Below are 13,268 nucleotides of genomic sequence, written 5' to 3'. Positions count from 1 at the left end.
ATGAATGAGGCAACGAATAAATGGCAAATGAATCGTGTGGGATTGTTGAATTTTTGGTATTATCAAAATCAGGTTTTTGACTTTGCTGGTGGGAAAATGCTTTTACGGGGAACCAATGGTTCAGGTAAATCATTAACGATGCAAAGCTTGTTGCCGGTGCTGCTGGATGGTGTAACAGCAGCTGCCCGTTTAGATTCGTTTGGGAGCCGGTCGCGAAGAATGGAGGATTACCTTTTAGGAGAAAAAGGTGTTTCAGATCGGGATGACGGTATTGGTTATTTGTACCTTGAATTGAAGCGAGCTGATCGGGAAGAGTATTTGACCTGCGGGATTGGGATGTCTGCCAAGCGGGGCGGGAAATTGACGAAATGGTTTTTTATACTGGAGGACAATTCTCGAATTGGCACGGATTTTTTTCTTCATACCGAAATTAGAAAAGAGGAGTGGCAGCCCTTATCCCGACGACGATTAATTCATGCGATTGAAGGTCGGGGCCGTGTGTTGGATCGGCAGGGAGAGTACAAGGAGTATATTAATGACCATGTATTTGGTTTTGAAACACTTGAGCAATTTGATGAGCTGATTGCTTTACTGATTAATTTACGCAGTCCCAAGCTGTCAAAGGAATTTCGCCCGACAGTTATTTATGAAATTTTAAAAAATTCCCTGCCTCAGCTGACAGAAGATGATTTGCTTCCGTTATCTCAGACAATTGAGAGTATTGATTCGAATCGAGAGCGTTTGGAAGAACTGGTTCGTGAACAAAAAGATTTGAGGAGCATTACCTTAAGCTATCAAAAATACCGTGATGAACTAGTGGGACAGATAAGCGGAAAATGGCTATCTCTTTCTTCAAATTATAACAAAGAAACGCAGCTGCTGAAAAAAGACAGAACTGAACTGAAGAAAAAGCAAGCCCGTCAACAGGAAATTGGCACACTCATTCAGGAAAAACGGATATCTCTTGAGGTGGCACAAAGAACGATCCAGGAGTTGAGTCACCATGAAGGCTTTCAATTAGTAGAGCGAGGGCATGAGTTGGCAACAAAGATTGAACAACTTGAAATGGATCATTCACAGCTTCAGGAGCAACTGAAAAAGAAACGGCTGAGAGTAGATCAGCAGCAAAGAAAAGTTGCAGAATATCAGAGCAGACGGGATCAGCTGGAACGAGAAACAGTTGCTTATTTAAGCAGCGGCGAACAATATACGGAACTGCTGAATATGGAACTGCTGCATCAAGAGATGACGAAAAAAATGACAGATGTATTTAGTCAAGCTGATTTCAGCTATTGGCAAAATGAAGTGAAAAAGAAGCGCGAGCACTTTGAAAAGGTACTTGAAACAATGAAGCATACGCAGTTATTAAAAGAACTTTATCAGGAGCGAGATAAAGAATTTGGCGCCTTGCAGCAGCTTATTGATGAACAGCATCGGGATATTCGGCAATGGCAGGATGTACAGGTGCGAGAAATTGAGCGATGGAAGGATTCATTTGATACATGGCGTAAGCAAATTCAGATGGAAATCACTGAAACCAAGTATGGAGAACTGTTATTTAATATTGATCAGTTGGCGGAAGCCCATTCAAAAGAGGAAATAGTTGTTCGCCCGTTATATGAGGAATATCAGCGGAATGTGAAAATTATCGGGCAACAACAGCTTCCTTTAGAGCATAAGCTGAATGAACTTGGAGAAGAAACAGCAGCTGCTGTTTCAGCAATAAAGAGATGGGAAAAAGAAGAAAAGCCATTGCCCGTCAGGTCGGAGGCTAGAAAAATAAATCGAGAAACGCTGAGAGAAAGCAATGCCGTTTGTCTTCCTTTTTTTGAAGCAGTCGATTTCAAAAAGAGTATTTCAGAGCCGCTGAAAAATAAATTAGAAGGGGCATTGGCTTCATCAGGGATTCTGGATTCTCTGATCTCAGCAGATGAATTGATTCTTTCTGATGATTTAAAGCTCACGCCCAATCCTCAATTTTTTCATGCCACATTAGCTGATCATATGGAAGTAATCTCAGATTTGCCAAAGGATATTGAACAATTGACAGCAGATATTTTGCAGACTATTTTAGTGGATGAGGATTTATCGGAAGGAACACCTCAGATATTCACAGATGGGTCCTTTCAAATGACAACCATCAAGGGAGCAGCTGATCCAAACTATCTGGCCTCATTTATTGGTGCTGCCAGCCGTGAACGATACCGACAAGAGCAAATCAAATTGCTTCAGGAGCAAATTGCTGCTGCTGAAGAAAAGAAAGAATTGATTAAAAATCAGCTTCTTCAATTGGAGCAGCAGCGATTGGCGGTTGAAACAGCTTATTTAGAGTATCCTAAAGGGGATGAAGTATATACAGCGTTTGATGAGAAACTTAAGGCTTTGACGAAGCTGGAAACTTATACACATGATGCTGAGTTAAAACAACAGCAGGTCATTCAAGCGAAAAAAGATCTAAGTAAACAGCAGATTTTTGAACAGGAACTAACTTATGGGGATGGGATCAAGCCGACGCTTTCTGCCTATCAGGAGGCATTGAAATATATTGCTGATTATATGGACGATATTGGAGATGCCTATCGTAATTATCAGCAAAAATATGGTATTGAACAGTTTCTTTCTGAGACGCGTCAAAACCTTGCGGACAGCCAAGAGGATGAAAAACATTTGAATCAGGAGTTAATTGATTTATCTAATTCTCTCAGTAAATCAAATGAACTTTTGAAAGCAAACTTAGCACAGCAGAAAATTCAGAATGTCGAAGAATTGCAAAGAGAACTGGAAAAATATAAAAAAGATGAACGTGCACTTTCCAGAACCTTGGAACAGCTGAATCATGAAGACCGGCAGCTGATTGGACTGGTGTCTCAGCTTGCACAGGTTGTATCTGATAAAGAAGGCATAGTAGAAGGATTGAGGATTGAGGAACAAAAATGGCATTCTCTGTTGAAGGCAGAAGCAGGATACAAGAGTGAGGCGCCTGAATTTTTTAAGAAATATGCACAGGAAAAAGCAAGGAAGCTTGATATTGAACAGCTGCGTAAACAGGAGCAGGACTTTGATCGAAATTATACAATTGCAGGAGATCAGTTGAGAGAATACAATCCCAAAATTATTCAGGAACGCTCGATCCCTTTGAATACGGAAGAAGAACACAAGGAATTAGAGACGGACTGGCAAATGTATAACTTTCAAAAAAGACTTGTTTTTGAACTGGAGGAAGAAATACAAACGCCCTTTGAACTGCAGGAAATTTTACTGGAGCAATCTGACAGGCTTCAACTTTATTTGAAAAAAGAAGATGAAGATCTATTTAAGCAAATTATTTTTGATTCAGTAGGGAAGGTGCTGCGAGGATTAATCGAAAATGCATTTAAATGGATTGAAAAAATGAACCGACTGTTATTGGACCAGAAAAATTCCTCTGGATTATCTTTGTCGATTCGCTGGAAAGAGCTTCAGGGAGATTCAGCAGAGGAACTGGATACAAGAGATTTGCTTCAGTTGTTGAGAAAGGATCCTGTAACCCTTTCAGAAGCAGATATAGCATCAATTGTTACCCATTTTCAAGCCAAAATAAGTCTGGCAAAGGATATGTTGGAGCTGGAGGAGGCAACGGATGATTCTTTATATAATGCAGTGAAAAATGTATTGGATTATCGTAATTGGTTTGATTTTGAATTAAAATATAAACGAGCCAATAAAGGGTTTCAGTGGCAGCCGTTAACGGATAACCGCTTCTTTATTTTTAGCGGAGGAGAAAAGGCTGTAGCGATGTATTTGCCTCTGTTTGCCTCAGTATATTCCCGCTACCAGGAAGCTTCAGAAAATGCACCCTATATCATTACCTTAGACGAAGCATTTGCTGGAATTGATGATTTGAATATTTCAGAGCTTTTTAAAGCCTGTGAGGAATTAGGTTTTAATTATGTAATGAATTCTCAGTCACTTTATGGAGAGTACAGCACAGTTTCTCAGTTAATGACGTATGAATTAGTCCGTCCGTTGAATGCCTCCGTCGTTTCTACTGTAAAATACTACTGGAATGGAAATAAAAAGGTTATGATACTGGAGGGAAATGAGTGGAGCAGCGTTTAAAAGAAGCGAAAGCTTATTTTGTAGATGAAGTCTTTCAATTGTTGGCTCAAAAGTTAGAGAAGAATTATTATCAACAAGGGACTTTTGGGAAAACTATTGGCAAAAAAGAATTTTCAACAGTGGATATGTCTCCGCTGATTCGTTTTTTGGGAATTCCTGATCATGAATGGATAAAGAAGAAACGTCTGTCTATTAAAACACTAGAGAACAGCCTGCTAAGCAGCCGCTTTCAGCTTTCAATAGTGGAGTTTGTTACATTGCTTTCTGGAAATGACCTGTTTACAAAAGAAGAGGAACAGGCTCAAAAGGAGTCTGCCTATTTAGAATTCTTAAAAGCGGTCAATCAAATTTCGCCTGTATTTAAAGAATATCTTGATGAGAAGCAATTAAAAAGCTGGCATCAAATGGTTCCCAAAAATAACTTGACAGCTTTTAAAAATGTTAGCCTGGCATTGAATAATATTCCAGCAGTCTTTACGCGGTTGCCGGTATTTGCTTATAAAATGACTGGTGATCCACATGCGTTTGATGAGACGCAGCAATCAGGGCGCCTGTTGTTACAGATGCTGGGGAAAATGTATCCGGAGGCAAGTTGCTTAGCTGAAAAGAGAGAGCTGTCAAAAACGGAACAATTCAATGAATTGTTAACAAAGGTTTTCCTGCTGCGAGATGATATTATGAACTTTGTTGCCGTCAACGGTTTAATAGGGAATGACAGGAAAGGTCAAAATATCATGTGGCTTGAGGCAGTTAAGAGGCACAGCTCGTGGAATGTTCCATTGAAGGAGCTATTGGAAATGCAGCAAATTTTTCCTGCATTTGGCAATTATGTTGTAGTAATTGAAAATTCAGGGGTTTATTCTATTTTGCTTGACCGTTTTCCTGAGCTGCCAATGATCTGTTCAAATGGTCAGTTCCGTTATTCCGTTTGGGTGCTGCTGCGTAAATTAATTGATAGTGGCGTCACTCTATATTATTCAGGGGATATGGATCCGGATGGCTTGTTGATGGCAGACAAGCTTCTTCAGATATTTCCTTCTCAAGTTCAGCTGCTGGCTATGAAAGAATCACTGTTTCATAAAGCAGCAGTAAAACGGTCGTATGATCCTAAAATAGTGAAGAAACTGCGACAATTGAAATCCTCTGAATTAATTCAGCTTAAACCGTTCATTGAATCAGGAAAAATTGCCTATCAGGAAGGGTATATTCAGGAATTGATCGAAGAAATTAACCATTTATACAAGGGAAGCTTTTAAGCACTTGTTTTGAAAAGAAATATAAAAAATATTATTAGGATAGAACCTGTCTGAAACCACTAGTGGTGAATAGTTTCTCTGCTTTTATACAACTTGTTTTGTTTAAAGAAATGATGAACAGATTCACTGACAGAGTTCTCAGACCTATCTTAGTATGTTGAAAGGAAGCTGCTTATATGAAAATTGGATTTATTGGAACAGGAAACATGGCAGGTGCAATCGTACAGGGAATTGTTGCCCAAAATTTTGTAAAAGGAGAAGAGGTTTATCTCTTTGATATTCTGACAGACAAGGTTCAGGAGCTTGGCTGTCAGATTTCCGGAAATGTCTGCTCTTCAGCAGCGGATGTTATCAAGCAGGCAGACGCAATTGTTCTTTCTGTAAAGCCGAATATTATTCAAAAGGTCATGGAAGAGACAAAGACAATTTTGCTGGATAAAAAACCGTTGCTGATTTCAATTGCTGCTGGAACAACTTTAGATAAATTAGCCGGACTTGCCGGAACAAATGATTTGCCGATTGTTCGTGTGATGCCCAATGTCAATGCGATGATCGGAATGGGTGCAGCTGCTGTAACCGGTAATGAGACCGCATCCAAAGAGCAGGTTCAGTATGTTGTGGATTTGTTTAATGCAGTCGGAAAAGCTTGGGAAGTAGACGAAAAAGATTTCTCTGCCTACACTGCGTTGGCAGGAAGCTCTCCGGCCTATGCGTATCTGTTTATTGACAGCTTGGCTCGTGCTGGTGTTAAGCATGGATTGACAAAGGATAAAGCATTGGAATATGCAGCACAGGCTGTATTGGGCAGTGCGCAGATGATTATGGAGTCAAAAGAAAATCCATGGACCCTGATTGATAGAGTTTGTTCTCCTGGCGGTACGACGGTTGCCGGATTGCTGGCTTTGGAAGAAGAAGCATTCATCTCAACCATTGTGAAGGGAATTGATGCAACCGTAGCCAGAGATGAAGAAATGAAAAAAATGTGAATTTCAACAAAACATGATGGGCGAATCTGAAAACAACGGAGGAACTAGGTTTGCTCCCACGCATCACTGAATGCTCAGCCCATGTTAGGGGGACATACAAGACGTGCCAACGCTTTTCTAAATAGACGCGTTTGTAGGAAGAATCGAATAAGGTGAGGCTTGTAGATACAAGGATTTTCTGTAGTAAACATCCATTTAGTATAATTGCCAATCCCACTTTTGTAGGAACATTTAGTGGGATGTATGATTCGTTCCTCATAAGTAAAAAAGGAAAAGTTTCAGATGTATGCTTAGACACTACTTCATATTCAGAGAAAAGTTTTTGAATTTTTTTTCCCGTATCAGCCAAATCAACAACCTGCAGCATTTCGTCAATCATTGAATAATCATGAATCCCTTTCTGGATACAGATGATTTTCATGTTTTCGTAAGCAGACAGCTTTGCGTAGGCAGCGGGTTCTTCAATCACAGCAACAATAGACTGTAGTGCCTGAGAGTAGCCAGCTTTTTTTACTTTTTCCCATTAAGACGATTTTGCCGCCGGATTCTCTGGAAAGACCAGTAATTCGTTTCGTAAGCATTGTTTTTCCTGAATCGTTACATTCAATTTAATCTATAATTATCTCCTTTTTTGACTGTTGATGAGACAGTCCTCAATGCATGCTCTTTTCCTAAGCGTTTCGATTCATTTTTTAATGAGTAAGATAGGCTCATTTATAGTTATTCGCTCTTTCTTGTACTGTATTTTATGAATGTCTACTCTTTTTTTGGAGTTGCTCCGTTTCTTTCAATATCTTTCCTGTACCAGCTGTTTCTTAACCAATTCTTAAATCATCAATAAAATGGGTTCACAGAACATAGGAAGAAAAAATTCAATGTTCATTTTTCGGAAGCGTCCCCAAATAGGAAGAGGTATACTAACTAAGTGTAATAAAGGATTCAGTATTAATTCAGCATCAATCACAAAAGTCAGCTATTCTATTTTTTCGGCAACAGTACAATATAGAAGGAAAAAGCAAAGGCAGAGAAGCTGAATGGAAAAAGGAAGAGGGAATTTAGATGATTACCGAAGAAGCCGTAAGAAAAGAATTTTATCAGGCGCTGCTTGAACGAAAAACAGAATATGATGGGATTTTTTTTGCGGGAATTAAAACGACAGGTGTTTTCTGTCATGCCACTTGTCCAGCACGCAAACCTAAATATGACAACTGTCAGTTTTATGAAACAGCAGAAGAAGCACTTTTGTCAGGCTTCAGACCTTGTAAACGGTGCAGGCCATTATCATTTCCTCGTGAGATCCCTGAAACGGTTCAGAAAATGGTGGATTTGGTAGAAGCCCAGCCGGAAAAGCGTTGGAAGGACAGCGATTTTTCAGCACTTGGGATTCACGCTGCGACAGCCAGAAGACAATTTAAAAAGGTGTATGGAATGACATTTGTACAATATGCCAGAGCAAGAAGGATGGGGATCGCAATGAAAACAATCAAGAATGGCGAAAAAATTATAGATACACAACTGGATATGGGCTATGAGTCCACCAGCGGATTTCATGATGCATTTACAAAAATTATGGGAAGAAAACCTGTTCTTTCGAAGGCAATGAAAGTATTGTATGCAGATTGGGTGGATACTGTTTTAGGTCCGATGATGAGTATAGCGGATGATGAATTTCTTTACTTATTGGAGTTTGTCGATCGCCGCGGCTTGGAACGGGAAATTGAACGGTTGAGAAACCGGCTCAGTGCCCAGATCATTCCAGGAAAAACAGCGGTCTCAGAGCAAATCAAAAGAGAGCTGGATTTGTACTTTAAAGGAGTGCTGACAACATTTAAAACACCCATCACTTTAATGGGATCAGATTTTCAAAAAGATGTCTGGCATCAGTTGCAGTTGATTGAACCAGGGCAAACCTCGACGTATAAGGAGCTGGCAGAAAAAATAGATAACCCTAAAGCTATTCGAGCAGTGGGGACTGCGAATGGAGCGAATCAGCTGGCAATTATCATTCCCTGCCATCGGGTGATTCAAACCGGAGGGGGGCTTGGCGGATATGCTGGTGGGCTGGAAAGAAAACGCTGGCTGTTGAATCATGAAAGGAAGAACAGAATGAAGTAAATTTATGTAGGGATAAGCGGATAAATGAATCTTTCAGAAAACTTTGGAAGGTTCGTTTTATTTTTCTGTTCGTCATATAAAAAATAGCTTAGAAGTTTTTCAAGTTTTCAAGATAATAAGCAATTGTAAGCAGCTTTGTTTATTTCAACGTTTTAATATGTCAAGATACGATGCGTAAAAGCAATTTAAAAGTAAATTTTATACTTTGGCATACAGCTTTTCTTACAGTTGAATTGTTATTTAAATTTTGAGCTTTTTGTTTGGATTCATTCGTATTACATGATATAATTTTTTCGATTAAAGAAAGGGAGAATAGAAATATGTTATCAAAAAAATTAGCATTAGTAGGTTTAGCAGGAGTAGCAACTTTGGTATTGGGAGCATGTGGAGCAGATAATGATACTTCAAGCGACTCAACATCAACTTCAGAAACAACAGAAGTAAGCTCAACAAGCAGCAGTGCAGATGTGGTTTCAACTGCTTCAATCAGTGATGATCCTGCAGTATTGGAAGCAGCATTGTCAGCAGACGGCAACTGGCTTATCGCAGCAACAAGTGATGTAACCTTTGAGTCTGATGTAACAGTTGCCGGAGAATTCCATGATAAAGGGGAAGAAAGCGGCGACATCTACAGAAAACTGGCATTGTATTCTCAAGATGCAGATCGTAATGTGACTGCAGAATACACAATTACAGTTCCAACATTGACTGTAGAATCTGAAAACTTCAATATCGTTCACGGTACAGTGAAAGGTGATATCGTTGTTAAAGCAAATGGCTTTGTTTTAGACGGAGCAACAGTTGAAGGTAACGTTGTGTTTGAAACACAAGAATATCAAGATTCAGCAGACGTAACTAAAAATGATTCATCTGTAACAGGAACAGTGACAGTCAGCGAATAATTTTATTTGAGAGATTGTTAATAGCAGTAATTTAAAAAAGATGGGAGATAACTCTAAGAGTCTTCTCTTATCTTTTTTTGCGTTTAAGCGGAGAGTGTAAAAAAATCGTGTAAGTAACCCCTATCCTGGGAATGAGGTTGCTTTACGATTTTTCTTTTCCTGCAATAAAGGAGAGAGGGGATGAATCCATGGCGAAAAAGAAACAGAATCCTGTCCCCGTAAAGCTGGCTGAATCCATTCTGAATGTTTACAAATCTTACCAACCTGAATCCGTTGAGGATATGCAGGAAACACTAAAAGACACGTTTTGTCCGTTGTTTGAAAAGATACTGCTGGGAGAGCTAACGAATTACTTAGGCTATGACACTCATTTAAAATAAGACAAAGAACACGGAAATCAACGCAATGGTTATGAAAATAAGGTGCTTAAAACTAGTTTTGGTAAAATGTCTGGAATGGCAACCCTTTTCTTTTGCTAAAAAACACCAGTGAAATGAACCTTTTTCAGGTATTTCATTGGTGTTTTTCTATGGACCTATGTCATAGTTCTGTTTTCTATAAAAAATTAACTCTGAAACAGATGATTTAGACAGTTATCTATTTTCTATCCAAACCTGTTTTAAATAATCAAACGTTAATTCTTTTGTAGTGGCAACCAAGGGGATGTCTGTGCCTAAATCTTCTGTTTTTCCAACGCCCACCGGCAAAGCGCCGCTTGTTTTGATTGATGCAATACCGGCCTGTGCATCTTCAATACCAATGCAGTCTTTTGCTTCCAGACCAAGCTGCTGTGCAGCAGCCAGATAAATATCCGGAGCGGGCTTCCCGGCTGCAACGGATGCAGGATCAACAATTGCATCAAAATAGTCTGAAAGCTTCATTTTATCCAAAAGCGTTGGACCATTTTTACTGGCAGAAGCCAAAGCAATTTTGATTCCTGCTTTTTTCAGTTCTTTCAGCAAGTCCAATATTCCGGGATAGACATCAGCGGGGGATACCTGTTGAATCATCGTTACATAGTTGTCATTTTTCTCTTTGGCCAAGGACGCAAATTCTTCTGCCGTATAGCGGTCAGACTGATCTCCATGTGCTAGAATCAGCGCAAGTGAATCTTCTCGGCTGACCCCCTTAAGCTTTTCGTTAAATTTTCTGTCAATGGTAATTCCCAACTGATCAGCCAGTTTTTTCCAGGCACGATAGTGGTATTCGGCTGTATCTGTTATGACGCCGTCTAAATCAAATAGTACGCCTTGAAACATAGGATGATTCCTCCTCTATAATGTGTTTGTTCTATTTCTGTCACTGATGCATTCTGCTGATTACTGGATTTACTTATGGAAACCTGCTTTGCTCATCGTGAGAAATTGCTGCACAGAGCAGTGGCAAGATAGAATCCAACTCCTCTTTAACAGTTTAAGCTGAAAAAAGCATACCTCCTTTTTTGTTAAATTTCCATTATCTCAGTCTCTACTTTAATAATAAGTGCAAACGATTTCGTTGTCAATTTTTAAAAAATAGCCTTCCAATCGTTGATTCCAGTTGTTTTAATGGTTTTTAAAAGAAAAATCGTGTTGTTGTTTACTTTTTATAAAGCAAGATATATAATTAATAACGAAAACGGTTGCGCTGATATCGAATAATTACTGTTCATTTTTAATGTCTTAAGCAATTATCGTGTGTTTATTAAAGAAGAGGTGGGAGAATGTGAAAAAATATTTTAATTTTGAATTTCTGCAAAAATTTGGAAAGGCTTTAATGGTCGTTGTAGCAGTGATGCCGGCTGCCGGACTCATGATCAGTCTGGGAAAATCACTTCCGTTAATTAATCCTGATCTTGGAGCACTGGTCACTACAGGCGGTGTTATCGAAAACATCGGTTGGGCAATTATCGGCAATTTACATATACTTTTTGCATTAGCCATTGGCGGGAGCTGGGCGAAAGAAAAAGCAGGCGGTGCTTTTTCTGCTGGAATTTCATTTATTTTGATTAATCGAATAACAGGTTCTATTTTTGGGGTTACTTCAGATATGCTGAATAATGAAGACGCTTTTACTCACACGTTATTTGGAACAAAAATTATGGTGAAAGGATTCTTTACCAGCGTACTGGAAGCGCCTGCATTGAATATGGGGGTTTTTGTTGGAATTATTGCCGGCTTTGTCGGAGCAGCAGCCTATAATAAATACTACAGTTACCGCAAGCTGCCGGATGCTCTGTCCTTTTTTAATGGTAAACGTTTTGTGCCATTTGTGGTAATTATCTGGTCTGTACTGGTATCACTGCTCTTAGCAGTAATCTGGCCGACTATTCAGGCAGGGATTAATAATTTTGGCTTGTGGATAGCTCAATCACAGGAAACAGCTCCTGTCCTTGCACCGTTTTTATATGGAACGCTGGAACGTTTGCTGCTGCCATTTGGACTCCATCATATGCTGACGATCCCTATTAATTATACGCAGTTGGGCGGCACTTATGAAATCCTCTCGGGAGCGCAGGCGGGAACTCAGGTATTCGGCCAAGATCCGTTGTGGCTGGCATGGGCAACTGATTTAGTTAACTTGAAAGATGCTGGTGATGCCGGTCAGTATGCTTATGTTTTGGAAAATTGGACACCGGCCCGTTTTAAAGTCGGGCAAATGATCGGTTCATCCGGAATTTTGATGGGGATGACATTGGCAATGTATCGAAATGTTGATGCAGAAAAACGCCACAAATACAAATCTATGTTTGTTTCCGCTGCTTTAGCTGTTTTCCTGACCGGTGTAACTGAACCGCTGGAGTTCATGTTTATGTTTGCGGCAGTTCCGTTGTATGTTGTGTATTCTGTGATTCAGGGTGCGGCTTTTGCCATGGCGGATATTGTCTCTCTCCGAGTACATTCATTTGGCAATATTGAGTTACTGACACGGACGCCGATTACAATTAAAGCTGGACTGGGAATGGATTTGGTTAATTTTGTAGTTGTCACAGTGCTGTTTGGTGTGATTACTTATTTTGCAGCGAATTTTATGATTAAAAAATTCAACTTTGCGACACCGGGCAGAAGCGGCAACTATGAAAATGAAGGTACTGAAAGCTCAAATATTGACGGGACAGTAATGAACGCCGATCAGCAAATCATCAATATAGTAAATCTGTTGGGTGGACGTGAAAATATTGCGGATGTTGATGCGTGTATGACAAGATTGAGAGTTTCCGTGAAAGATCAAGAGAAAGTCGGAGATGAGCAGTATTGGAAAAAAGCCGGTGCAATGGGCTTGATTTTGAAAGATAATGGTGTACAGGCAGTTTATGGACCTAAAGCGGATGTGCTGAAGTCGGATATTCAAGATTTATTAGAATCAGGTGTCAAGATTCCTGAGACTGATTTTGAACAGGAGTTTATTAAGGCAGCAACAGGTGTATTTAGCCATACCGAAGAAGCTTCAGGGCTTATAAAAGAATTGAGAGCTGTTGCAGACGGTGAAGTGATTTCAATCGAAGAAGTACCTGATGAAGTATTTTCACAAAAGATGCTGGGCAACGGCTTTGCGGTCGAACCTGTATCAGGAACCGTCTATTCACCAATAGATGGAGAAGTAGTCAGTGTTTTTCCGACAAAACATGCGATCGGACTGAAAACAGAAGAAGGCTTGGAAGTACTGATTCACATGGGTTTGGATACCGTTGAAATGAAAGAACCAGCTTTTGAAATCTTTGTTCAGGTTGGACAGAAGCTGGCAGCAGGAGAAAAAATAGCGCACGCCGACTTGGCAAAAATCAAGGCTGAAGGGAAAGGAATTACGATAATTGTCGTCTTTACCAACAGTGAAAAAGTTCAAAAATTTACACTGGATAAAAAGGGGAGGCAATCAGGAAAAACAGTGATTGGCTCCGTAACAGTATGAATTAGATATAAAATTTAATAGGA

At 39.7% G+C, this 13,268-nt stretch carries 7 protein-coding genes and 1 pseudogene; 7 read left to right on the top strand and 1 reads right to left on the bottom strand.

What is annotated here, in order from left to right:
• From LI951_RS03370 to LI951_RS03345, 6 genes and pseudogenes are all read left to right on the top strand, one after another.
• On the top strand, positions 1-4,098 hold the full coding sequence (locus LI951_RS03370; RefSeq protein WP_229441258.1) for a TIGR02680 family protein: 4,098 nt from the start codon (positions 1-3) through the stop codon (positions 4,096-4,098).
• Positions 4,083-5,354 carry a TIGR02679 domain-containing protein gene (locus LI951_RS03365; protein WP_202068169.1) on the top strand — a complete coding sequence of 424 codons (1,272 nt, stop codon included), beginning with the start codon at positions 4,083-4,085 and terminating at the stop codon, positions 5,352-5,354. The genes LI951_RS03370 and LI951_RS03365 overlap by 16 nt, the downstream gene beginning before the upstream one ends.
• Before the next feature lie 176 nt (positions 5,355-5,530).
• Positions 5,531-6,340, top strand: coding sequence for a pyrroline-5-carboxylate reductase (proC, locus tag LI951_RS03360; RefSeq protein ID WP_229441257.1), 810 nt, complete (start codon positions 5,531-5,533; stop codon positions 6,338-6,340).
• A 1,059-nt stretch (positions 6,341-7,399) separates the two neighbouring features.
• Positions 7,400-8,455, top strand: a complete 1,056-nt coding sequence (locus LI951_RS03355) for a bifunctional transcriptional activator/DNA repair enzyme AdaA (RefSeq protein ID WP_202068171.1) — start codon at positions 7,400-7,402, stop codon at positions 8,453-8,455.
• Between the two features lie 320 nt (positions 8,456-8,775).
• Entirely contained in the window at positions 8,776-9,357 is a 582-nt protein-coding gene (locus LI951_RS03350) for a polymer-forming cytoskeletal protein (RefSeq protein ID WP_202068172.1), read from the top strand.
• A 188-nt stretch (positions 9,358-9,545) separates the two neighbouring features.
• A pseudogene (locus tag LI951_RS03345) lies at positions 9,546-9,806 on the top strand (transposase); the annotation flags it as partial.
• A gap of 144 nt (positions 9,807-9,950) precedes the next feature.
• Here the strand turns inward: LI951_RS03345 and pgmB are convergent.
• On the bottom strand, positions 9,951-10,616 hold the full coding sequence (gene pgmB, locus LI951_RS03340) for a beta-phosphoglucomutase (RefSeq protein ID WP_229441255.1): 666 nt from the start codon (positions 10,614-10,616) through the stop codon (positions 9,951-9,953).
• A 445-nt stretch (positions 10,617-11,061) separates the two neighbouring features.
• On the opposite strand from pgmB, the gene LI951_RS03335 reads away from it, so the two are divergent.
• Complete coding sequence (locus LI951_RS03335; RefSeq protein WP_229441254.1) at positions 11,062-13,245, top strand: PTS transporter subunit IIBC; 2,184 nt, start codon at positions 11,062-11,064, stop codon at positions 13,243-13,245.
• Positions 13,246-13,268 lie beyond the last annotated feature (23 nt).

Source organism: Enterococcus sp. BWT-B8 (assembly GCF_020567625.1).
GTDB lineage: Bacteria > Bacillota > Bacilli > Lactobacillales > Enterococcaceae > Enterococcus_L.
The sequence above is the reverse complement of the archived record's forward strand: the minus strand, read 5'-3'. Positions and strand labels throughout refer to the sequence as shown.

Coding starts and splice junctions, on each gene's coding strand:
- LI951_RS03370 (WP_229441258.1), top strand. CDS start 1: ATGAATGAGGCAACGAATAAATGGCAAATGAATCGTGTGGGATTGTTG.
- proC (WP_229441257.1), top strand. CDS start 5,531: ATGAAAATTGGATTTATTGGAACAGGAAACATGGCAGGTGCAATCGTA.
- LI951_RS03355 (WP_202068171.1), top strand. CDS start 7,400: ATGATTACCGAAGAAGCCGTAAGAAAAGAATTTTATCAGGCGCTGCTT.
- LI951_RS03350 (WP_202068172.1), top strand. CDS start 8,776: ATGTTATCAAAAAAATTAGCATTAGTAGGTTTAGCAGGAGTAGCAACT.
- pgmB (WP_229441255.1), bottom strand. CDS start 10,616: ATGTTTCAAGGCGTACTATTTGATTTAGACGGCGTCATAACAGATACA.